Source organism: Streptomyces sp. NPDC058985 (genome assembly GCF_042740985.1).
In the GTDB taxonomy this organism is placed as follows: Bacteria; Actinomycetota; Actinomycetes; order Streptomycetales; family Streptomycetaceae; genus Streptomyces.
Genome location: NZ_JBHYJX010000050.1, coordinates 1 through 21,155, shown reverse-complemented (window position 1 = coordinate 21,155; position 21,155 = coordinate 1). Strand labels below are relative to the sequence as shown.

22 protein-coding genes and 1 pseudogene are annotated in these 21,155 nt (G+C 73.5%); 14 read left to right on the top strand and 9 right to left on the bottom strand.

What is annotated here, in order from left to right; all coding sequences use genetic code 11:
- Positions 1 to 10: 10 nt before the first annotated feature.
- Positions 11 to 292: pseudogene (locus ACFW01_RS31970) on the top strand (ABC transporter permease); the annotation flags it as partial.
- 201 nt (positions 293 to 493) lie between these two features.
- On the opposite strand, the gene ACFW01_RS31965 reads toward ACFW01_RS31970, so the two are convergent.
- The 3 genes from ACFW01_RS31965 to ACFW01_RS31955 form a co-directional block, all read right to left on the bottom strand.
- Positions 494 to 763 carry a hypothetical protein gene (locus tag ACFW01_RS31965; RefSeq protein WP_064727101.1) on the bottom strand — a complete coding sequence of 90 codons (270 nt, stop codon included), beginning with the start codon at positions 761 to 763 and terminating at the stop codon, positions 494 to 496.
- Positions 764 to 878: 115 nt separating this feature from the next.
- Entirely contained in the window at positions 879 to 1,691 is an 813-nt protein-coding gene (locus tag ACFW01_RS31960; RefSeq protein WP_234960795.1) for an anti-sigma factor, read from the bottom strand.
- A complete protein-coding gene (locus tag ACFW01_RS31955; protein ID WP_234960852.1) occupies positions 1,688 to 2,230 on the bottom strand; it encodes a sigma-70 family RNA polymerase sigma factor in 543 nt (180 codons plus the stop codon). The genes ACFW01_RS31960 and ACFW01_RS31955 overlap by 4 nt, the downstream gene beginning before the upstream one ends.
- 215 nt (positions 2,231 to 2,445) lie before the next feature.
- On the opposite strand from ACFW01_RS31955, the gene ACFW01_RS31950 reads away from it, so the two are divergent.
- From ACFW01_RS31950 to ACFW01_RS31935, 4 genes are all read left to right on the top strand, one after another.
- Positions 2,446 to 3,996 carry a DUF4331 domain-containing protein gene (locus tag ACFW01_RS31950; protein WP_384509492.1) on the top strand — a complete coding sequence of 517 codons (1,551 nt, stop codon included), beginning with the start codon at positions 2,446 to 2,448 and terminating at the stop codon, positions 3,994 to 3,996.
- A gap of 55 nt (positions 3,997 to 4,051) precedes the next feature.
- Complete coding sequence (locus ACFW01_RS31945; protein WP_384509489.1) at positions 4,052 to 5,578, top strand: tetratricopeptide repeat protein; 1,527 nt, start codon at positions 4,052 to 4,054, stop codon at positions 5,576 to 5,578.
- Positions 5,575 to 7,077: a nickel transporter gene (locus ACFW01_RS31940; RefSeq protein WP_384509486.1), complete on the top strand. Its 1,503-nt coding sequence runs from the start codon at positions 5,575 to 5,577 to the stop codon at positions 7,075 to 7,077. Before ACFW01_RS31945 ends, ACFW01_RS31940 begins: the two co-directional genes overlap by 4 nt.
- 78 nt (positions 7,078 to 7,155) lie before the next feature.
- Positions 7,156 to 8,799 (top strand): serine/threonine-protein kinase, encoded by a 1,644-nt coding sequence (locus ACFW01_RS31935; protein ID WP_384509482.1) that lies wholly within the window; start codon positions 7,156 to 7,158, stop codon positions 8,797 to 8,799.
- Here ACFW01_RS31935 and ACFW01_RS31930 read toward each other — a convergent pair.
- Positions 8,769 to 9,575, bottom strand: coding sequence for an SGNH/GDSL hydrolase family protein (locus tag ACFW01_RS31930; protein WP_234960790.1), 807 nt, complete (start codon positions 9,573 to 9,575; stop codon positions 8,769 to 8,771). The genes ACFW01_RS31935 and ACFW01_RS31930 overlap by 31 nt on opposite strands.
- 552 nt (positions 9,576 to 10,127) lie before the next feature.
- Here ACFW01_RS31930 and ACFW01_RS31925 point away from each other — a divergent pair.
- The 5 genes from ACFW01_RS31925 to ACFW01_RS31905 all read left to right on the top strand — a co-directional run bounded on the left by ACFW01_RS31925 (position 10,128) and on the right by ACFW01_RS31905 (position 14,892).
- Positions 10,128 to 11,012 carry a glycosyltransferase family 2 protein gene (locus ACFW01_RS31925; protein WP_384509479.1) on the top strand — a complete coding sequence of 295 codons (885 nt, stop codon included), beginning with the start codon at positions 10,128 to 10,130 and terminating at the stop codon, positions 11,010 to 11,012.
- Positions 11,009 to 12,028, top strand: a complete 1,020-nt coding sequence (locus ACFW01_RS31920) for a glycosyltransferase family 2 protein (protein ID WP_234960788.1) — start codon at positions 11,009 to 11,011, stop codon at positions 12,026 to 12,028. The genes ACFW01_RS31925 and ACFW01_RS31920 overlap by 4 nt, the downstream gene beginning before the upstream one ends.
- Positions 12,021 to 12,830 carry a polysaccharide deacetylase family protein gene (locus tag ACFW01_RS31915; RefSeq protein WP_234960787.1) on the top strand — a complete coding sequence of 270 codons (810 nt, stop codon included), beginning with the start codon at positions 12,021 to 12,023 and terminating at the stop codon, positions 12,828 to 12,830. Before ACFW01_RS31920 ends, ACFW01_RS31915 begins: the two co-directional genes overlap by 8 nt.
- 99 nt (positions 12,831 to 12,929) lie before the next feature.
- Entirely contained in the window at positions 12,930 to 14,039 is a 1,110-nt protein-coding gene (locus ACFW01_RS31910; protein WP_234960786.1) for a DUF5925 domain-containing protein, read from the top strand.
- A gap of 34 nt (positions 14,040 to 14,073) precedes the next feature.
- Positions 14,074 to 14,892, top strand: a complete 819-nt coding sequence (locus tag ACFW01_RS31905; protein ID WP_384509474.1) for a DUF72 domain-containing protein — start codon at positions 14,074 to 14,076, stop codon at positions 14,890 to 14,892.
- Here the strand turns inward: ACFW01_RS31905 and ACFW01_RS31900 are convergent.
- Positions 14,880 to 15,248: a GntR family transcriptional regulator gene (locus ACFW01_RS31900; RefSeq protein ID WP_384509471.1), complete on the bottom strand. Its 369-nt coding sequence runs from the start codon at positions 15,246 to 15,248 to the stop codon at positions 14,880 to 14,882. The two genes, ACFW01_RS31905 and ACFW01_RS31900, sit on opposite strands and share 13 nt — an antisense overlap.
- A 71-nt stretch (positions 15,249 to 15,319) precedes the next feature.
- Here ACFW01_RS31900 and ACFW01_RS31895 point away from each other — a divergent pair, with 71 nt between their 5' ends.
- Both ACFW01_RS31895 and ACFW01_RS31890 read left to right on the top strand, forming a co-directional pair.
- Complete coding sequence (locus tag ACFW01_RS31895; protein ID WP_384509468.1) at positions 15,320 to 16,246, top strand: GNAT family N-acetyltransferase; 927 nt, start codon at positions 15,320 to 15,322, stop codon at positions 16,244 to 16,246.
- The gene (locus ACFW01_RS31890) at positions 16,227 to 16,727 is read left to right on the top strand and encodes a DUF402 domain-containing protein (RefSeq protein ID WP_384509465.1); all 501 of its coding nucleotides are present in this window, start codon (positions 16,227 to 16,229) and stop codon (positions 16,725 to 16,727) included. The genes ACFW01_RS31895 and ACFW01_RS31890 overlap by 20 nt, the downstream gene beginning before the upstream one ends.
- Here ACFW01_RS31890 and ACFW01_RS31885 read toward each other — a convergent pair.
- Positions 16,724 to 17,344, bottom strand: coding sequence for a class I SAM-dependent methyltransferase (locus tag ACFW01_RS31885; RefSeq protein ID WP_384509462.1), 621 nt, complete (start codon positions 17,342 to 17,344; stop codon positions 16,724 to 16,726). The genes ACFW01_RS31890 and ACFW01_RS31885 overlap by 4 nt on opposite strands.
- Before the next feature lie 151 nt (positions 17,345 to 17,495).
- Between ACFW01_RS31885 and ACFW01_RS31880 the strand changes: the two genes are divergently transcribed.
- On the top strand, positions 17,496 to 17,630 hold the full coding sequence (locus ACFW01_RS31880; protein ID WP_272924244.1) for a hypothetical protein: 135 nt from the start codon (positions 17,496 to 17,498) through the stop codon (positions 17,628 to 17,630).
- A 30-nt stretch (positions 17,631 to 17,660) separates the two neighbouring features.
- On the opposite strand, the gene ACFW01_RS31875 is transcribed toward ACFW01_RS31880, so the two are convergent.
- On the bottom strand, positions 17,661 to 18,119 hold the full coding sequence (locus ACFW01_RS31875) for a GNAT family N-acetyltransferase (protein WP_384509459.1): 459 nt from the start codon (positions 18,117 to 18,119) through the stop codon (positions 17,661 to 17,663).
- 187 nt (positions 18,120 to 18,306) lie between these two features.
- Here ACFW01_RS31875 and ACFW01_RS31870 point away from each other — a divergent pair, with 187 nt between their 5' ends.
- Entirely contained in the window at positions 18,307 to 19,368 is a 1,062-nt protein-coding gene (locus tag ACFW01_RS31870) for a lytic polysaccharide monooxygenase (protein ID WP_384509456.1), read from the top strand.
- Positions 19,369 to 19,455: 87 nt separating this feature from the next.
- On the opposite strand, the gene ACFW01_RS31865 is transcribed toward ACFW01_RS31870, so the two are convergent.
- Complete coding sequence (locus ACFW01_RS31865; RefSeq protein ID WP_384509453.1) at positions 19,456 to 20,322, bottom strand: esterase/lipase family protein; 867 nt, start codon at positions 20,320 to 20,322, stop codon at positions 19,456 to 19,458.
- A gap of 199 nt (positions 20,323 to 20,521) precedes the next feature.
- Positions 20,522 to 20,968 carry a MarR family winged helix-turn-helix transcriptional regulator gene (locus tag ACFW01_RS31860; protein ID WP_234960777.1) on the bottom strand — a complete coding sequence of 149 codons (447 nt, stop codon included), beginning with the start codon at positions 20,966 to 20,968 and terminating at the stop codon, positions 20,522 to 20,524.
- Positions 20,969 to 21,155 lie beyond the last annotated feature (187 nt).

Sequence of the window (21,155 nt, the reverse complement as noted above, 5' to 3'; positions counted from 1 at the left end):
CGCCCACGGTGGGCTGTCGCCGCCGTTTCGGTTCGCGACGACGTGGATCGGGATCTTCCTGGGGCTGCTCACCCCGAACGAGGAGGCCGCCGGTCAACTGGGCGGCGCGACCTTCATCCTGCCGTTGCTCTCCAACGCGTACATCCCTACCGACGGGCTGCCCGGCCGGCTGCGCACGGTGGCCGAGTGGAATCCGATCAGCGCGGTGACGACGGCGCTGCGTGACCTGTTCGGCAACGCGCCCGTGCCGGAGGGGGCGGCGTGGCCGGTGGCGCATCGCGTGGCCGGTTCGCCGGCCGGGAAGCAGCGGACCGAGGGCCAGGGACCTGACGGGTTTACGGGTCTACGGGTCTACGGGTCTACGGGTCTACGGGTCAGGCGTACGGGAAACACCCGCGCTCGGGAACACACCGGGGCGCCGCTGCGTGCCGTGGGGATGACGGACGAGTGCGCGGCGCCGCGCCGGGGCGGTGTGGCCTCCGGAGCGCGGGCCTCAGTTGCCGCCGAACAGCGAGCGGCGCAGTCGGCGCAGTGGCGCGAACAGCGAGACCCGGCGCACCCTGGCGCCCCTGCTGCTGCGCTTGTGTGCGGGCTCGCGCGCGGTCAGCTCACGCATCAGCGACGTCGCCTCCACGGTCTCCCGCTGTGGGAGGGCAGGCCCTCCGAGCACCGCGAGATGCCGGTCGAGACGCGAGCTGCTCGCGCTGCTCTTGCAGGTGATCGCAGGCACCCTTGCCCTGCTGCGCACCGTTATCTGTTCCATGTCACTCCCCACCCGTACGAGTCCACCCGGCCCGGGCAGGGTAACCCTATCGCCCCGGTACGGGATGCGTGTATCGCGGTCACAGGATTCACCTTCCCCGTAAGGGGGTTGACGATTACTCTCCGAATCCGACAGATTCCAGGGTGAGTTGGACAACGGGGCTGCTCGTCGGCCGGACCGAACCCCCTCCGGGCTCGACGGTCACCGCGAGTGACGTCGCGGACCGGTTCAGACCGTACGCGAGCAGGGGCGTGTCGCCGTCCAGAAGCCCGAGGGAGCGCGGCCCGGCGCCGGGGCGCATGAGCCACAGTTGGTGCACGCGGTCGCCCGACGGCTCGCCGTATCCGCTCAGGGTGACCACCGCGCGCCCCTCGGCGGCGGACGCGACCACTCCTATGCCGCGGCCGCGGTCGTCCCTGTCGCTCGTCGCGCGGGCGTCCGGAGCCGCGAGAACGTGGGCGATCTCACGTGCCCGGTCCCGCGCCGTGTCCAACTCGTCCCGGGTCCGCTCGGCCTGCACGGCGAAGAGCGAGGCGACCACGAGCGCCGCGGCGGCCGTCACCGTGGCGAACGGCACCAGCAGGGGACGCGGCCGGACCGCACGGGACCGTTCCGGCGTCCGGCCGCCCTCCCACACATGGGCGGGCAGCCGGAGCGCGGGGCCGCGTCCGGCCGCGGGCTCCTGCGGGGTGGTGCGCACGGCGGCCAGGACCCGTTCGCGCAGGGCGGCCGGTGCCGGTGCCGCCGTGGACCAGGCCAGCCGGACGGCGTCCTCGGACAGGGCCCGCACCTCGGCGGCGCAGTGTTCGCAACCCTCCAAGTGCCGTTCGAAGCGGACCCGTTCGGCGCCCTCCAGGGCGTCCAGGGCGTAGGGGGCGGCGAGGGAGTGCAGGTCTGCGCGGCGGAACAGCCGGCCCAGGACGCTCATGCGGTACCTCCGAGGCAGTCGCGCAGGCGGCCCAGTCCGTCCCGCATCCGCGTCTTCACCGTGCCCAGCGGCAGGGAGAGGCGTTCGGCCACCTCCCGGTAGGTGTAACCGTCGTAGTAGGCGAGGGTGACCGACTGGCGCTGCAGGGCGGTCAGCCGGTCCAGGCAGCGGCGCACCCACTCGCGTTCGAGACCCGCCTCGACCTCCTCGGAGACCTGGTCGAAGGCGGGGTGGTGGGCGCGCCGGGCCTCGCGCCGCTCGCGTTCGCCGGCCGCGCGGGCGCTGCGCACCCGGTCGACGGCGCGACGGTGGGCGACGGTGAGGATCCACGACAGGGCGCTGCCGCGGCCCGGGTCGAACCGCGCCGCGGACCGCCAGAGTTCGAGCAGCACCTCCTGCGCCACCTCCTCCGACTGCGCGGGGTCGCGCACCACCCGCCGTACGAGTCCGAAGACCGGGCCCGAGACCAGCCCGTACAGCTCCTCGAAGGCCTTCTGGTCGCCGTCCGCCACGAGCGTCAGCAGCTCGTCCGCCTCCACCCCGTCCCCCTCTCCGCGGGCCGCTCCCGGCCCGTACGCGTCAGCGAGGGCGTACACGGCGGCACGCCCTTCGCAGGGGTTACGGATCCGCGGCCCGAAATCGCCAGTCGGCCGGGGACCGAATCGGATGTGGGACCGCACCAATCCGGCCGCGGGGGTGCTCCGAATGCCGGTGCGTCAGACAACTCGGCACTCGGGCACAGAGGACGGACCGCATGACACCCTTCTCCGGTATCTCCGGTATCCCCGGTATCCCTACAAGCGACTCGGGTCGACGGCGCTTGGCCACGCTGGTCTGTGGCGCGCTGGCCGCCGGGGGGCTCACCGCGGCCGGCGTGACCGCGCTGGAACCGCGGGCGGCGTCCGCCTCCAGCCACCGGGAGGCCCCGTTGGTATCGGGGACCCCGCAGTACGACAACACGGACCTGTACGCCTTCGTGAGCCCGGACCGGCCGGACACCACGACGCTCGTCGCGAACTGGATCCCGTTCGAGGAACCGGCCGGCGGGCCGAACTTCTTCACCTTCGCCGAGGACGCCCAGTACGACCTGCACGTCGACAACGACGGCGACGCGCTCGGCGACCTGCTGTTCCGTTACACGTTCACCACGCACACGAAGAACGACAAGTCGTTCCTCTACAACACGGGCACCGTCACCAGCCTCGACGACCCGGACCTCAACATCACGCAGACCTACGACATCGAGCTGATCAAGCTGCACGGCGGGAAGGAGTCGTCCCGGACGACGATCGCGCACGACGTGCCGGTGGCGCCGTCGAACGTCGGCAAGGCGTCGATGCCGGACTACGGCGCCCTGCGCGACCAGGCCGTCCACGAACTGGACGACGGGACGAAGACGTTCGCCGGTCAGGCCGACGACCCCTTCTTCCTGGACCTGCGGGTCTTCGACCTGCTGTACGGCGGGAACCTGTCGGAGGTCGGCAACGACACCCTCAAGGGCTACAACGTCAACTCGATCGCCCTCCAGGTCCCGACCGACATGATCGTGGAATCGGCGGAGCAGCCGGTGGTCGGCATCTGGTCGACGACCCGGCGCGAGAACACCCAGGGCGAGTTCACGCAGGTGTCCCGGCTCGGGAACCCCCTGGTGAACGAGGTGGTCAATCCGCTGAAGGACAAGGACACCTTCAACGCGTCCACGCCCGCCGACGACGCGCAGTTCCTCCAGAACGTCACCAACCCCGAACTGCCGAAGCTCATCGAGGCGATCTACGACATCAAGGCCCCGGCCGAGCCCCGCGACGACCTCGTGGACGTGTTCCTCAAGGGCGTGCCGGACCTCAACCAGCCGCCCCACGTCACGCCCTCGGAGCAACTGCGCCTCAACACCTCCGTCGAACCGGCCGCCGACCCCAAGCGCCTCGGCGTCCTCGACGGCGACAACGCGGGCTTCCCCAACGGACGCCGGCTGACCGACGACGTGATCGACGCCGCGCTCCAGGTCGTCGAGGGCGAACTGGTGGGTGCCGCCAACGACCTGGGCGACGCGGTCGACGCCAACGACAAGGAGTTCGGGGCCGCCTTCCCGTACGTGGCGAACCCGACCGAGGGTTCGCGCGGACCGCTCGCCGACGGCACGGGCGGCGGCAACGACGTGCGCAACCAGCTCGGTGACGCGCTGCGCCCGGCGGGCTCCGGCGACACGACCCTCATCGCCGCCTCGGCGGGGGCCGGAGCCGTCGGGATTCTGCTGATCGGCGGCGCGGTGGCGTGGTGGCGCCGCATGCGCGGCCGGGCGTACTGACCGGCCGCACCGCTGCCCGCACCCTTCACGCAGAACGCCCGACCTGAGGAGAGGCATGTCCTCGCACGGCAACGACAACGGCAACGAGGCACGGAGCGGGCCACCCGGCCCCGGCCCGGCCGCCACCACCCCACCCCCGCCCGACGCCGACACGGCTCCCGGCGCCGGTGACACACCGCCCGGCGACCGTGACGCACCACCGGGTGCCGGAAGGGACGCGGCGCGGATCGTCGCCGTGCGGCGGTTCGCGGCGGCGGCGCGCAGGTGGCGGGGGCTGCGGGTCACCGGCTGCGCCGTCCTGCTGGCCGTGGCGCTCAGCGCGGGGGCCGTCGCGGTCGGCGGCGCCCGGGAGGGAGCCGGCGCCGTGCCGGGCGGCGCGCCCGCGGGCCGGCCGGGAGCGGTGCGCGACGCCGGGCCCGACGTGGGGATTCCCGCGCTGGAGGCGCGGCTCCGGGCCCAGCCCCGCGACTTCGAGGGCTGGGCGGCCCTCGGGCTGGCCCACGTCGAGCTGGCCCGCACCGACGGCGACCCCTCCCGCTACCCGCGGGCCGAGCGGGCGCTGAAGCGGTCCCTGGAGCTGAAGCCGGGCAACGACCGGGCGCTGTCGGGCCGCGCCGCTCTCGCCGCCGCCCGGCACGACTTCGCCAAGGCGCTGGCGTACGCCGACCGCGCGCTGGCGGCGAACCCCTACAACGAGCGTGCCCTGTGCTCCCGTGTCGACGCCCTCGTCGAACTGGGCCGCTACGACGACGCGGCCCGGGCCGCCGACACCGCCGACACCCGGCGCCCCGGCGTCCCCGTCTTCACCCGGTACGCGTACGTCCGCGAACTGCGCGGCGAGACGGACACCGCGCGGAAGGTGCTGGAGCGGGCGCTCGCCGCCGCCTCCGCCCCCGCCGACGTGGCCTACGTCGCCACGCAGTTGGGCCACCTCGCCCGCAGGCAGGGCGACCGGCCGGCCGCCCTGCGCCACTACGCCCGCGCCCTCGCCGCCGACGACACCTACCTGCCCGCCCTGGAGGGCCGGGCCAGGACCAGGGCCGCGAGCGGCGACCGGGACGGCGCGGTCGGGGACCTGGAGCGCGTGGTCGCCCGCGCCCCGCTGCCGGGTCCGCTCGTCGCGCTCGGCGAGCTGTACGAGGTGCGCGGCGAGCCGGCGAAGGCGCGCGAGCAGTACGCCCTCGTCGACGCGTGGACGGCGCTCGCCCGGGCCGGCGGTGTCGAGGCCGGCCTGGACACCGCCCTCGCCGCCGCCGACCACGGCGACCGGAAGGCCGCCCTGCGCGCCGCCCGCGCCGAGTGGGACCGCCGCCGCACCGTGCACACGGCCGACGCCGTCGCCTGGGCGCTGCACGTCAACGGCCTCGACCGGGAGGCACTGCCCTACGCCCGCCGGGCCGTCGCCACGGGGTACCGCGACGCCGCGTTCCTCTACCACCTGGGCGTGATCGAGCGCGCGGTGGGACGGCACGGGGACGCGCGCCGCCATCTCTCGGCGGCTCTCCGCCTCGACCCGGGCTTCTCGCCGCTCGGCGCCCGCGAGGCGCGCAGGGCGCTGAAGGAACTGGAGGCGGCCCGTTGACGCCCCGTGGTCTCCTGGCGCGCGGCGCCGCCGCCCTGACCGCCGCGTGCGCCCTGGTCCTCCTCGCCCCGGCGGGCGCGAGCGCGCATCCGCTCGGCAACTTCACCGTCAACCGCTACGACGGTCTGATCGCCGCCCCCGGTCAACTCCGCGTCGACCACGTCGAGGACCTCGCCGAGATCCCGGCGACCCAGGCGGGCCCCGACATCGAGCGGCTCGGTCCGGCCGAGTGGGCCCGGATTCGCTGCGAGCGGGCGGCGCTCGACAGCCGCCTCACCGTGGACGGCCGCGGCGTCGCCCTCACCGCCCGGCACAGCGGCGTGCGCGTGCGCCCGGGGCAGGCCGGGCTCGACACCCTGCGGCTGGATTGCCGGTTCACGGCACCGCTGCCCGACTCCGGTCCGGTGAGCGTCGGCTTCCGTGCGGCCGGCGCCTCGGCGGGCCCCGGCTGGCGGGAGATCACCGCGCGCGGCGACCGCACGACGCTCACCGCGTCGGACGTGCCGCAGGAGTCGGCCTCACGCGAACTGACCCGCTATCCGCGGGAGTCACTGTCGTCCCCGGCCGACACGGCGAGCGCGTCGCTGCGGGTCCGGCCCGGCGGCCCCGCCCTGGACCGGGACCGGCAGGACGCCCCCGCCGCCTCCGTCCTGCCCCGCGCCGCGGACCGCTGGACCCGCGCGCTGGACTCCCTGGTAGCCCGCCGTCACCTCACCCTCGGCTTTGCCGCCCTCGCCCTGGTCGTCGCGGTGGTCCTCGGTGCGGGGCACGCGCTCGCACCGGGCCACGGCAAGACCCTGATGGCGGCGACGGCGGCCGCCCGGGGCGGCGGGGCCCGGCTGAAGGACGTCCTCCCCATGGCGGCCTCGGTGACGGTCACCCACACCCTGGGCGTGGTCGCCCTCGGCGTCCTGGTCACCGCGGGTTCGGCGGCCACACCGTCGGTCGTCGCGTGGCTCGGCGTCGCCGGCGGCGCCCTGGTCACGCTGGCGGGCGCGAGCCTCGTACGTCGCGCACTGCGCACCCGTGCGCACGGCCGTACGCACGGGCACCATCACCGTCACGACCACGAGCACGACCACAGCCACGGGCACGGGCACGGGCACGCGCACCCCCACGAACACGGCCCGCACACCCACACCCACCCCGTCTCCCCCACCCTGCGCGGCACGATCCTCCTCGGTTTCGCGGGCGGGCTCGTGCCCAGTCCGTCCGCCGTGGTGGTACTCGTGGGCGCCGCGGCCGTCGGCCACGCCTGGTTCGGCCTGCTGCTCGTGGTCGCGTACGGCCTCGGGCTCGCCCTCACCCTCACCGCCGCCGGGGTCGCGGTCGTCCGGCTCGGTGGCGGGGTGAGCCGGCTGCTGACGCGGCGCCCGCGGTGGACGTCCGGCCCGCTCGCGGGCATGGTGCGCCGGGCCACCCCACTCGGCTCGGCGTGCGTGGTGGTGGTCCTCGGGGCCGGACTGGTGTTCAGGGGGGCGGCATCCGCACTCGGCTGAGCTACTTTGGGAGGAACGCGGCGGACAGCCGGGCCCGTTCCCGGGCCGTGTCCGCGCGAGACGTCTTAGGGGGCGCCGGTGTTCGAGGAACCCGGCGGTGAGCGTGTGATCGCCGGCCGCTACCGCCTCCTGTCCCCTCTCGGCGAGGGCGGCATGGGGACGGTGTGGCGCGCCCGCGACGAGGTACTGAACCGCGAGGTCGCCGTCAAGGAGGTGCGTGCCCCCTCCGGGCTGCCGGAGAGCGACGTGCGGCGGATGTACGCCCGGCTGGAGCGCGAGGCGTGGGCCGCGGCCCGGGTCGCCCACCCCAATGTCGTCACGGTGTACGACGTGGCCACCGACGGCGACCGGCCCTGGATCGTGATGGAACTGGTCCGCGGGCTGTCCCTGGCCGACCTGCTCGACGCCGAGGGCCCGTTGGAGCCGGGACGGGCCGCGCTGATCGGTGCCGAGGTGCTGGCCGCGCTGCGGGCCGCGCACGCGGCCGGGGTGCTGCACCGGGACGTGAAGCCGGCCAACGTGCTGCTGTCCAACGACGGCCGGGTGGTCCTGACCGACTTCGGGATCGCCAGGGTCGAGGGCAGCTCCGCGCTGACCATGACCGGCGAGGTCATCGGCTCGCCCGAGTTCCTCGCCCCGGAACGGGCGCTGGGCCGCACCCCCGGTCCCGAGTCCGACCTGTGGTCGCTGGGCGTGCTGCTGTACGCGGCGGTCGAGGGCGCCTCGCCGTTCCGCCAGGAGACTCCGCTGAGCACGCTGCGCGCGATCGTGGACGAGGAGTTGCCGCCGCCGTACCGGGCGGGTGCGCTCGCGCCCGTCATCGAGGGGCTGCTGCGCAAGGACCCGGCCGCGCGGCTCCCGGCGGAACGCGCCGAGCGGGAACTGCGGCTCGTGGGCGCCGGGGGCACCCCCTCGCCGGAGCGAGGCGCGTACGGCACCGCGCCGACGGACGGGTACGCCACGACCGTCGCGGGGCGCCAGGACGCGGGCGCCGCTCCGACTCCCCCGCCGCCGGGACAGGCGACGACGACGGGCACGACCGGAACGGACTCGCCCGCGCACCGGGACCGGCGCGCGCGTGCCGTACTGATCGCCGGAGTGGCCGTGCTCGCGCTGGCGGCGGCCGGGCTGACGTACGGGCTGCTCGACCGCTCGGACGGCGGTGACGGGGCGGAGGGTTCGGACGGCGGCCGGGGCCCTTCGGCCAGTGCGCCCGTGACGGGACCGGGCGAGAGTGCCGAGCCGAGTCCGTCGCAGTCGTCGGAGCCGGAGGACCGCGGTTCGGCGAGCGATACGCCGCAGTCGGTGAAGGTGTCCGTGGCGGGCTCGCACCCCGACTACTCGGGCACCTGTCCCCCGCCGCGCGACCGGGCGCCCGCCTTCACGGCGACGTTCACGGTGGGGCGGCTGCCCGCGGAGGTCGGCTACCGCTGGGTCACGGACGACGGTTCGGTCTCCGACCCGGGGTGGCGGACGCTGTCCTTCCCCGCGGACGGCGACCGCTCGGACGAGGACACCGTCGTGGTGACGACGCGCGAGGACGACGGCGCGTTCGAGGGCGCCGTGCGGGTGGAGGTGCGGTCCCCGGTGCGGGCCACGTCGAACGCGGTGGCGTTCTCCGTGACCTGCGAGACCGGGACGGAGACGGAGACCCCGCCGGACGGGGCCTCCCCCTCCTCTTCCGCTTCGGGTCAGGCGGCGCCGTTGAGGACCGGCAGGTAACCGCCGGACTGACCGGCGGCGGTCGGGTGGTACGACTCGCCGATGTTCAGCCAGTTGACGCTGTGCAGCCACGAGGCGCCGGAGCACAGCTCGTGACCGGTGAAGGTGGGGCGGACGTCGCCGAAGGTGAAGCCGTGGTCGGCGGCACGCTTGGCGATGGCGGTGTTGAGGTGGTCGGAGGCGTCGTTGATCGCCTTCCGCTTGGTCTCGGAGAGGCCGATGCAGGAGGTGCCGAGCTTGTAGAAGCGCGGGTAGCCGATGACGACGACGTCGGCGTTCGGGGCCTTGGCGCTGATCGCCGAGTAGACGCTGTCGAGGCTGCCGGGCAGCGTCGAGTCGACGTACGCCTTCGCGGTGGCGATCCGCGAGAGACAGGCGCTGTCGGACTGGAGCACGCAGGTCGTCATGACATCGGCGAAGCCCGCGTCGTTTCCGCCGACGCTGATCGAGACGAGGCCGGTGGCCGTGGAGAGCGGGCCGAGTTGTCCGGAGAGAACTTCACTCGTTCGGGCGCCGGAGCAGGCCGTGAAGTCGAAGGTCGTGGGGGAGTTGGCGGCCGCCCAGAGGTACGGGTGGGCCTTGGTGCTGCGCTTGCAGTCGCCGCTGGAGCTGATGTAGCTGCCCGCTCCGACCCCGGAGGAGTAGGAGTCGCCGAGGGCCACATAGCCCCCGGCCGCGGTGGGTTGGGCCGCCTGGGCGGTCGCGGCCCCGGTGAGGGCGGCGCCGGCGGCGAGGAGGACGGAACTCAGGAAGCCGACAAGTCGGAGACGTCTCATGGAACCTCCTTTAGCAGGATCTCTGCCGTAACCGTCGTAACAGTGACGCGCGTTGACCGGGAGTGTCCATGCCAAGAAATGGCTGACAGTCATTCAAAATCGGACGAAAGTCAGTGGGAACGTCAGTGCGCCCTTGACGCTCCGAGCCGGGCTGGGCCAGATTGAGGCGCGAAGAACAGATGACGGCAAAACCACAAAAACGTGAGACCTGCTTCCAGGTCTTGCCATACGGTTTCAACCGTCAATACCGTCATACATCTCCCGCATCGGTACGTCGGCAAGCGGCTCAGGGGAGGGCTCGAGGCCGCGGCGCACCGGGGCGGGATGCGCGGTGGGGGGGTGCCGTGCTCGGTGACCGCATCGGTGGCCGGGCCGTGCCGCGCGGTCGGCTGCCGTTTTCTCGCGGCGCTGACAAGCTTTGCCAGCTCGTCCGGCACGCACGTAGTAGCACTTCGTCGCGCGCCGGCTGGGCGAGAACCCCCCTTTCGAACCGGATACAGAGCCGGACCGCCCCTGGGGCGGGCGGTCCGCCGGACGAGAGGGACCAGACTCATGAGCTCAGTTCTGCAGCCGGCTTCGACGGGCAACGATCCGTCGGCCGGCCCGACACCCGCCGGAAAGTACCGGCCCGTCTCCTCGCACCTGGCGATAGCACCGCCGGTGAGCGTGGTCATACCCGCCATGAACGAGGCGGAGAACCTTCCCTACGTCTTCAAGACACTGCCCGACTGGGTCCACGAGGTCGTCCTCGTGGACGGCAACTCCACCGACAACACCATCGAGGTCGCCCGGGAACTGTGGCCGGACGTCAAGGTCGTCGAGCAGCGCGGCAAGGGCAAGGGGGACGCGCTGATCACCGGCTTCAAGGCGTGCACCGGGGACATCATCGTGATGGTCGACGCCGACGGCTCGGCCGACGGCCAGGAGATCGTCTCCTACGTCTCCGCGCTCGTCTCCGGCGCCGACTTCGCCAAGGGCTCCCGCTTCGCCAACGGCGGTGGCACCGACGACATGACCTTCATCCGCAAGCTCGGCAACCGCGCCCTGTGCGCGGTGGTCAACCGGAAGTTCGGCGCCCGCTACACCGACCTCTGCTACGGCTACAACGCGTTCTGGCGGCACTGCCTGGACAAGATCGACCTCGACTGCACCGGCTTCGAGGTGGAGACCCTGATGAACATCAGGGTGGCCAAGGCCGGCCTGAAGGTCCAGGAGATTCCCAGCCACGAGTACCTGCGCATCCACGGCGTCAGCAACCTGCGCGCGGTGCGGGACGGGTTGCGGGTGCTCAGAGTCATCCTCGACGAGCGCTCCAACCGGCGTGCGCTGCGCGGCCGTACGCGCTCGGCGACGCTCGGCCCGGTCGGTTCCGTCGCCGCCGTCGCTCCGGCGACCGCCGTGAGCCCGGTGGCACCCGCCCGCGGGAAGGCGTCTTGAGCGGTAGCCGCGCCTCGCTCACGGTCTCCGTGGTGATCTGCGTCTACACCGAGGACCGCTGGGAGGACATCCTCGCGGCGGTCGACTCGGTGCGGGCGCAGTCCCACCCGGCCCGGGAGACGCTGCTGGTCGTCGACCACAACGAGGCGCTCCGGGACCGGCTGGTCAAGGAGTACAAGGAGTACACGGAACGACGGGAGGTGCGGGTGCTCGCCAACGCGGGCCCCCGCGGCCTGTCCGCCGGCCGCAACACCGGCATCGCCGCCTCGTGCGGCGAGGTGATCGCCTTCCTCGACGACGACGCCGTGGCCGAACGCGACTGGCTGCGGCACTTCGCCGAGGGGTACGCGGACCCGGCGGTCGTCGCCGTCGGCGGGCGCACCGTGCCGATCTGGGCGTCGGGACGCCGGCCCGTCTGGTTCCCCGAGGAGTTCGACTGGGTGGTGGGCTGCACGTACCGCGGCCTGCCGCCCGGCCGGGTCCGGGTGCGCAACGTGCTGGGCGGCAACGCCTCCTTCCGGCGCGAGGCGTTCGAGGCGGCGGGCGGCTTCGCCACCGGCATCGGACGGGACGGCGACAAGCGCCCGCTGGGCTGCGAGGAGACCGAGCTGTGCATCCGGCTCTCCCGCGCCCGGCCCGACGCCGTCCTGCTGATCGACGACCGGGCGGTGATCCACCACCGGGTGCCCGCGGCCCGCGAGCACTTCGGCTACTTCCGCACCCGTGCCTACGCCGAGGGACTGTCCAAGGCCCTGGTGGCGCGCAGCGTCGGCGCGGACAAAGGTCTGGAGTCCGAACGCCGGTACGCCACCCGGGTGCTGCCGGCCGGGGTGGCGCGCGGGCTGCGCGACGCCGTGCTGGCCCGGCCGGGCGGCGCGGGCCGGGCGGGCGCGATCGTCGCCGGGGTGCTCACCGCGGCGGGCGGTTACGTGGTGGGGACCCTGCGGGCCCGCCGGGGCGGGGCCACGTTCTCGGTGGCGCCGCTCGCTCCCGCCGAGGGGGGCGCGCATGGCTGAGGAGGCGGACGCGCGCGTACCGGTGCTCATGTACCACGCGGTCGCCGCCGAACCGAACGACACCACCCGCGCCCTGTCGGTGGCCCCGGCGGCCTTCGCGGAGCAGATGGCGGCCATCGCCGACCGGGGCCTGACCCCGATCGGCACGGCGGAGCTGGCCGCCGCCTGGCGCTCGGGGCGTCCGCTGCCGAGGCGGCCCGTCCTGATCACCTTCGACGACGGCTACGAGGGCGTGCACCGGCACGCACTGCCCGCCCTGGCCAAGCACGGCTTCCCGGCCACCCTGTTCGTCTCGACCGGCTGGCTGCGCGGCCCGTACGACACCGGGGGCGCCCTGGACACCATGCTCGGCTGGGACCAGGTCCGCGAACTGGCCGCGGCCGGCGTGGAGATCGGGGGGCACAGCCACACGCATCCGCAGCTCGACCAGCTCGGCGAGGAGCGGCTGCGGTTCGAGCTGATCCACTGCAAGGAGATCGTCGCCGACCAACTGGGCGCCGTACCAGCCTCGTTCGCCTACCCGTACGGGTACTCGGACCGCCGGGTGCGGCGGGCGGTGCGGGAGACGGGGTACGCGCAGGCGCTCGCCGTCGGCAACGGCCTGGCCCGCCGCGCCCAGGGGCCGTACGCCCTGCGGCGGGTCACCGTGCGCCGCCGCACGGGGCTCGACGAGTTCGCCCGGCTGGTCGAGGGCCGCGCGATCGCCCGGACCTTCGCCGGGGACCGCGTCCTCACCAAGGGGTACGCCGTGCTCCGCAGGACCCGGCAGGCGGGGAGGCGGGTGCTGGGGGCCGGTGCCTGAACCACCGGCCGCCCGCACGCCGACCGCCGCCTGCCGTCCGTACCGCGTGTGCCCGGGAAACCGGGTGCACGCGGCGGCCGGGTGCCGGATCATGGCGGCATGTCCGTGAACCCGCACGACGCCCTGCCGATCCGGCTCAACGTCGACGACAGCGACTCCCCGTCCGACGTCGTCGATGCGCTGTTCCTCGGCCGCTTCGCGACGGGCGAGCAGCCGTACTCGCACGCCACGAACATCGACCGCGTGCGGTCCGCCGCCACGCTGCTGCCACAGGGCGCGCGGGTGCTGCGGACCGCCCGCGACGACGACCGCAGCGCGACGCTGGCGGAGGGCGACGGCTGGACGCTGCTCGTCTCGCGGTGGAACCGGGGCGCCGACGTCACGGTCACGGCGACCAGCGCCGAACTGGCGGAGAAGGTGCTCGGCGAGGCGACGGACGGCGCGGCGGACGAGCCCGAACCGCAGCCGGAGAACGTCACGATGGGCTTCTGGTACGTCTCCCCGCGCCGTGGCCCGCACCGCACCACCCGGCAGATCTCCGCGGGCACCTGGGAGGAGGTCCGTGCCAACTACACGGCGCCGGTCGCGGACGCGATGGACGGCCTCATGAAGACGACCCCCGAGGACATCGCGGGCCGCCTGCTGCTCCTGCACGGGCCGCCCGGCACCGGCAAGACCTCGGCGCTGCGCACGCTCGCCCGGTCCTGGCGGGACTGGTGCCAGGTGGACTGCGTCCTCGACCCCGAGCGGCTCTTCTCCGACGTCGGCTATCTGATGGACATCGCCATCGGCGAGGAGGACGCGGCGGGCAAGGGCCGCTGGCGGCTGCTGCTCCTGGAGGACTGCGACGAACTGATCCGCGGCGAGGCCAAGCACACCGCGGGGCAGGCGCTGTCGCGGCTGCTGAACCTCACGGACGGTCTCCTCGGCCAGGGCCGCAACGTCCTCGTCGGCGTCACGACCAACGAGGACCTCGAACGCCTCCACCCCGCCGTCGTCCGCCCCGGCCGCTGCCTGGCCCGCATCGAGGTCGGCCCGCTGACCCGCCGGGAAGCGGTCGGCTGGCTCGGCCCCGAGGCAGCCGACCGGGAGGAAGCCGTGGGCCGCGAGGGCGCCACCCTGGCGGAGCTGTACGCGCTGCGCCGGGGCACCTCGCCCACCGCGCTGCCAGAGCCGCGGGCCGGTTCGGAGGCCGGGCTCTACCTGTAGCCGCTCCGGCTGCTCCGGCTGCTTTGATGGGGTTATGACCCTTTTCGTCGGCACGTCGGGCTGGCAGTACCGCGAGTGGCGGGAGGCCTTCTACCCGCCCGGTCTGCCCGTGCGGCTCTGGCTGGAGCGGTATGCGGACGTCTTCCCGACGGTCGAGATCAACAACGCCTTCTACCGGCTGCCGGCGCGCGAGACGTTCGAGGCGTGGCGGGAGCGGGTGCCGCCGGACTTCGTGGTCGCGGTCAAGGCGAGCCGCTACCTGACGCACATCAGACGGCTGCGTGACCCGGCGGAGGCGGTCGACCGCCTCATGACCCACGCGGCGGGCCTGGGCGACCGTCTCGGCCCGGTCCTGCTCCAGCTCCCGCCGACCCTGCGTGCCGACCCGGCCCTCCTGGACGCCTGCCTCGCCTGCTTCCCGCCCGGCACGCGGGTCGCGGTGGAACCCCGGCACGACTCCTGGTGGACGCCCGAGGTCCGGGAGGTCCTGGCGTCCCGGGGCGCGGCCCTGTGCTGGGCGGACGTCCGGGCCCGCCCGGTCACCCCGTTGTGGCGCACCGCGGACTGGGGCTACGTCCGCTTCCACGAGGGCCGGGCGACGCCGTGGCCCCGATACGGCCGCCGCTCACTGACGACATGGCTCGACCGCATCACCGCGACCTGGCGCCCCGACCAGGACGTCTACGCGTACTTCAACAACGACCAGAACGCGGCGGCGGTGGCGGACGCCCGGACCTTCGCGAGACTGGCCCGCAGAACGCGCCCCTCAGGGGCGCGGGGAACTGCGCGACCAGCCACGACGCACCGGCGGACAAATGCCGGCCCCAGGGACAGCGGCGCTCATTCCCCGTAAGCCGCCCGCAGGGCATCCCCCACGGCGGCCGATGCCTGCGCCTCCGTCAGACCGAGGCGTCGAGCCCGCTCGGCATAGAGCCGCGCGGCAGACGCGACCTCCCGCTCCGCCGCAGAGCCCGCGGCAGCGACGAACGTGCCGTTGCGCCCCCGCGTCTCGATCACCCCGTCTCCCTCCAGCGCCCGGTACGCCTTGGCGACGGTGTTCGCGGCGAGCCCCAGGGACTCGGCCAGTCCGCGTACCGTCGGCAGCCGGTAGCCGACCGGCAGGGCGCCCGAGCGGGCCTGGTCGGAGATCTGCGCGCGCACCTGCTCGTAGGGCGGCGCGCCGTCGTCGATGTGGATCTTCAAGGTCACGGGGTGATTGTCCCGTATCCCCGCGAAAATGAGAGGCACCCGACGGCCCACCCGCCGTAGCGTGCGCCCACATGACCGTTCTTGTGCGCGACCTGCGCAGCGACGATCCGGCCGATGTCGCGGCCTTCGCCCATGTCCGCCACCTCGCGGTGCCGTTCATCCTGTGGACGCCGGAGGCCATCGTCCACCGGCTCGAACACACCCACCCCGACGCCCGGAGCCGCTCCCTGGTCGCGGAGGAGGACGGTGAGGTGATCGGCACGGCACAGATCGGACTGGTCCACGACAGCCCGGAACCCGGCCAGGCCTTCCTCAACATCTACGTCCACCCGGAGAGGTTCCGGCGCGGCGCCGGCGGGCTGCTGGTGCGCACGGCCGAGGAGTACCTGGCCGGCGAGGGCGCGACGAAGCTGTACTCCTGGGTGCTGGACGGGCCGGCCAACCTGGCCTTCGCCGAGCGGCACGGCTACGAGCGGCGGCGCGCCGCGCACTTCCTCCGGCTGGACCTGGCGGGCGCCGCGCTCCCAGCCCTGTGGACCCCTCCCCCGGGCGTCGAACTGCGCACCGCCGCCGACTTCGCGGACGATCCGCGCCCGATGTTCGAGCTGGACGCGGAGACGGTGGCGGACGAACCGAGCGACGTCGACGTCGAGTTCACGGACTACGAGGCGTGGCTCGCGGACACCTGGCGGAACCCGCTGCTGAACCGCGAACTGACGACGGTCGCGGTCGTCGACGGACGTCCCGCCGCCTTCAGCGTCGCCTACACCGACGGCACCCGGTACTCGACCGCGATGACGGGCACGGTCCGCGCGCAGCGCGGCCGGGGCCTGGCCAAGCTCACCAAGACCGCCTCCCTGCACCGGGCCCGCGCCGCCGGCTGCACGGTGGCCTTCACCGGCAACGACACCGACAACGGCCCGATGCTCGCCATCAACAAGTGGCTCGGGTACGAGGTCTGCGCGACGGAGGTGCGCCATGTCCGCGAACTCGGCTGAGCGGCCACCCCGGGTGCACGTGGTCCTGGTCAAGGCGGGCCGTACGAAGATCCGGTACCCGAGTGAGCTGCTGCACGACGACGGCACGCGCCTCGCCGTCCGCGCGCCCTGGGCCGGTGACGGTGTCCGCGACTTCGGCTTCGTGCGCTTCGAGGCCGGTGACGTCTTCACGGAGTACTACTGGCGCGACCGCTGGTACTCGGTGAAGGAGGTCCGCACGGCCGCCGGAGCGCTGAAGGGCTGGTACTGCGACATCACCCGCCCCGCCGTCCTGACCGGAGCGGAGCTGGTGGTCGAGGATCTCGACCTGGACCTGTGGCGCTCCGCCGACGGCACGGACGTACGACGCCTGGACGAGGACGAGTTCGCCGAGAGCGGCCTGCCGGAGCGCGACCCCGAGGCCGCGGCGGCGGCCGTGGCCGCGCTGGACGAACTCGAACGCCTGGCCCGCGAGGGCGGGTTCACGGATCTGCTCGCCTAGACCCCGGGCAGCGCGACCACCGCGTACCGCTCGTCCGCCACCTCCCGCCCCCACAGCGCGGGGTCGTCCGACAGCCGCTCCACGCGCACCCGGGCGGCGAGCGGGGCGAGGAGAGCGGTGAGCGTGCCGGCGGATATGCCGACCGGGGTGACGGTCCCCCACACGCCCTCGACCAGCACCAGGCGGCCCCCGGGACGCAGGAGCTGCCGCCAGTGGCGCAGGGCCCGTCCGGGATCGGGCAGCGTCCACAGGACGTGACGGACCAGCACGGTGTCGAAGCGCTGCTCGCCCACGGGTGGTGCCGCGGCGTCACCCTCAAGGAACACCGCGTCACGACCGGCGAGTTTGGTCCGGGCGAGCTTCACCATGGCCGGTGACTGATCGACGCCGGTGACGCGGTGTCCCTGCTCCGCCGCGAGGAGCGACAGGCTGCCTGTGCCGCAGCCCAAGTCGAGGAGGTCGCCGGGCCGTGCGGGCAGCCAGGACGCCAACCGGGCGGCCCAGGCCCGGCGTACGTCCGGGTCGCGCAGTCCGTGGTCCGGCTCGTCGTCGAAGCACGCGGCTTCCGCGTCCCAGTCGACACTCGATGTGGCCGTCTCGTCACGGTTCTCGTCCATGCACCCAGCGTGACACCCGCCACTGACAACGGAGTCGGGGCGGGGCAACGTGACAACCGCCACTGACAGGGATGCATCGATGAGTGAGTCTCGGGGAAAGGGTCTACCTCCGTGACAACGCGGAACCCGGTGGATCCGTAAGGAGGCAGCCATGCGCCGTCTGACCGTGCAGAAGCCCCTGAAGAAGAGCGACGCCCGCCGAGTCCGCGAGGAGGCCGACGAGCGGCCCGCGGGGCGGCCGGAGGTGCGCAAGGACATCGCGCGGACCTGGTGGCCGGAGAGCTGACCGGGCGGCGCGTCATGAGACCCAGACGTGTCAGGGCAGCCGCTTGCGGTAGTGGACGCGGTCGTAGGGCCCGTCCACTCGGCGTTCCACGAGCTCATACCCGTACTTCGGGTAGATCTCCTGGTTCTCCCACATCATCGCGTTGGTGTAGAGCCTGACCTCGGGCAGGCCCAGCGCACGCGCGTGCGCGTCCACGAACCGCAGCAGCCGCCGCCCCACACCCCTGCCGTGGGCGTCGGGGTGGACGGCGATGCTGTCGAGGAAGAGATGGCCGGGACGCGCCTCCAGGACGACGAGGCCCACCGGGTCCCCTCCGGGTTCGCACGCGACGAAGACCCTGCCCGCGGCCACGTTCGCCGCGTGGTCCGCCTCCATCGGCTGCGGCACCACCCCGATGCGCTCGACGTAGGGCCGGTAAGCGGCGTCGGTGACCGCCTTCACCGCGGGTACATCATCGGTGACCGCCTGCCGGACCTGTTCGTCTTCCATGCCTCGGACGGTAGCGGACCGTGGCTACCTCAGCTCAGCCTGAGTACTCCCTTAACGCGACCATAAGGATCTCCATCACCCGTCTCCAGCAGGCGATTTCACGGTTTCTTGGGGCTAGTTTGCTGATCACCCCACGGGCTCCGGCCCACGTCCCCACGTCCACCGTGACCGCCTCCAGGAGATCCCTATGCCCGCACCCTCCGCGTCCCGCAGGGCCGCCGCCGTCGCCGTCGCCGGTCTCGCCCCGCTCGCCCTGACCACGCTGGCCGCCGCGCCCGCGTCGGCGCACGGCTCGATGGGCGACCCGGTCAGCCGGGTGTCGCAGTGCCACGCCGAGGGCCCCGAGAACCCGCGGTCCGCCGCGTGCAAGGCCGCGGTCGCGGCCGGCGGCACGCAGGCCCTCTACGACTGGAACGGCATCCGCATCGGCAACGCCGCCGGGAAGCACCAGGAGCTGATCCCGGACGGCAAGCTGTGCAGCGCAAACGACCCCGCCTTCAAGGGCATGGACCTGGCGCGCACGGACTGGCCCACGACCAGCGTGAGCAGCGGCTCGTACACCTTCAAGTACCGCGTGACGGCCCCGCACAAGGGCACGTTCAAGGTGTACATCACCAAGCCCGGCTACGACCCGGCGAAGCCGCTGGGCTGGGGCGACCTCGATCTGTCCGCCCCGGTCGCCACGGCCACCGACCCGGCCGCCTCGGGCGGTTTCTACACCTTCTCCGGCGAGCTGCCCGAGCGTTCCGGCACGCACCTGCTGTACGCGGTGTGGCAGCGTTCCGACAGCCCGGAGGCGTTCTATTCCTGCTCCGACGTCTCGTTCGGCGGCGGCGGTGCCGCGGGCGAGGAGGCGGCGGCCGGCGAGAGCGCGGGCGGCGGGAACGCGGGCGGCGAGAGCGCCGCCGGCACCGCCCCGGCGCCCGAGGCCTCCGCGCCCACCGACGAACAGCTCGCCGCCGCGGCCGACAAGTCGACGATCGAGCACCGGGGCCACGGCGACCAGGACGCCGAGACCACCACCGACCCCACGGACCCGGCCGCCGCCCCGGACGCCGAGGCCGCCGCGGAGCCCAACCAGGTCAAGGCCGCCGGCGGGGGCACCGAGAACCTCGCCGAGACCGGCGGGGACAGCAGCACGCCCTACATCGCCGTCGGCGGCGCCGCCGCCCTGGCCCTCGGCGCGGCCGCGCTGTTCGCCTCGGTCCGCCGCCGGGCGCTGACGACCGGGGGCCGGCACGGCCGCTGACCAGGAGCACCGGGAACACGGGGGAAGGCGGGGCCTGTCCGGCGGCTCAGGCCGGACAGGCCCCGCCCTGCGTTCCGGGCGCCCCGGTCAGCCGAGGACCGAGGCGCAGGTGGTGGGCTTGGCGTGGGCCGGGTCCAGGGCGTTGGCCACCTCGTGGAAGGCGATGCGGTCGAACAGCCCGATCGCCAGGTGCTCGGAGAGGTCGAGGGGGCACAGGTCCTGCAGCAGGACGTTGCGCACCCCGGGGCCGCTCAGGTACTGGCTGCGGTACGGAGTGACCACCTCGTCGTACTTCGTGGCGAGGACGGTGTAGCGCACGCCGGGCACCGTGTCGCCGCCCGCGTTGAGCTTGGTCAGAACGTCGGAGCCGACGACCTGGTCGGCGAGTGCGGGGGTGTGCTCGTTGAGCAGGTCCCCGACGCCGGGGAAGTACGGCAGCAGACGGGTGAGGCCCAGCAGCGTGGTGCCGTGGTTGCTGGGCGCGATCCCGACCAGGGCGTTCACCTCGGCCGCTCCGCCGAGGAACTTCAGGTAGTAGCGGGGCATCATGCCGCCCTGCGAGTGGCCGACGATGTCGGTCTCCGCGGCGCCGGTCGCGGCGAGCACCCGGTCGACGTAGGCGTCCAGTTGCTCCGCCGACTTCTCGACGGGCCCGAGGCCGTGGAAGAACGGGACGCCGGGCAGTTGGCCGTAGTCGAGGGAGAAGACGCAGTAGCCGCGGTTCTTCAGGTAGGGCGCGAGGCCGAGCCAGTTGTCGACGGAGTTCCCGAAGGTGCCGTGGACCAGGACGACGGGTCGGGGATGGGCGGCGGAGGGCTTGCAGCCGTAGTCGTTCCAGCCGGCGCTGGGGCGGGCGTCGGCGGCGTGGGCGGCGGCGGTGGCGGGGAAGAGGGCGACCGCGGCGGTCAGCAGCAGCGCGGTCAGCGGTCTGAGCAGTCGTCTCCAGGGCAGCATCAGGTGATCTCCTCGCGGCTCGGGGGAGGTGCGACAGGGAGGTGCGACGGCAGGACGCCCTGTGATCCGGATCACGGGATGCTGTTCACCCGTCAAGTTACGGGCGAGTAGTGCAAGTGTGAAGTTACGCGTCAGTAAAAACTTCCGGTGATAACCAGGGCGCGGCGCGCGGCAGGTGATAAAGGGTCACCAGGAGCGGTCACCAGGCGGGCCGGACGGGCCCTCCCGGCGCGACGCGCAGCAGACCGTCCCGCAGGGCGCGGATCTCGTCCTCGCCGAGGACCTCGGCCCAGGCGCGCACGGCCTCCGCCGCCGCCTCCTCCGCGGCCCGCGTGCAGGCCCACCCCGTCTCGGTCAGCACCACCAGCCGGGCGCGCGCGTCGGCGGGGTGCGGCCGGCGTTCGGCGTACCCCTTGCGGACCAGCTCGTCGACGAGCTGACTGGCGGCCTGCTTGGTCACCCCGAGGTGCGCGGCGAGGTCGGTGGCCGTCGCGCCGTCCGGGGCGAGCCGGGTGAACGCGAAGCCGTGCGCGGGCCGCAGCCCCTCGAAGCCGCGAGCGACGACCCCGTCGTGGATGCGCTGCGTGAGCCCGCCGGCCGCGGCGAGCAGGGCGGCGGAGAGGGCCATGGCGTCGGAGTTCTGCACGGGGGCATTGAAACACCCTTGACGCGTTGGTCAAGTGGCTTGACCATAGAGGCGAGCAAAGTAGTCAAGCAAATTGACCGCTTCGGCTTCCGACGACCGTCGGCTGCGGGCGCGTCGTGGTTGCTCGCGCAGTTCCCCGCGCCCCTTGAGGGACGTCACCTGGACGCCGTCAAGTGGCGCGGGGAAC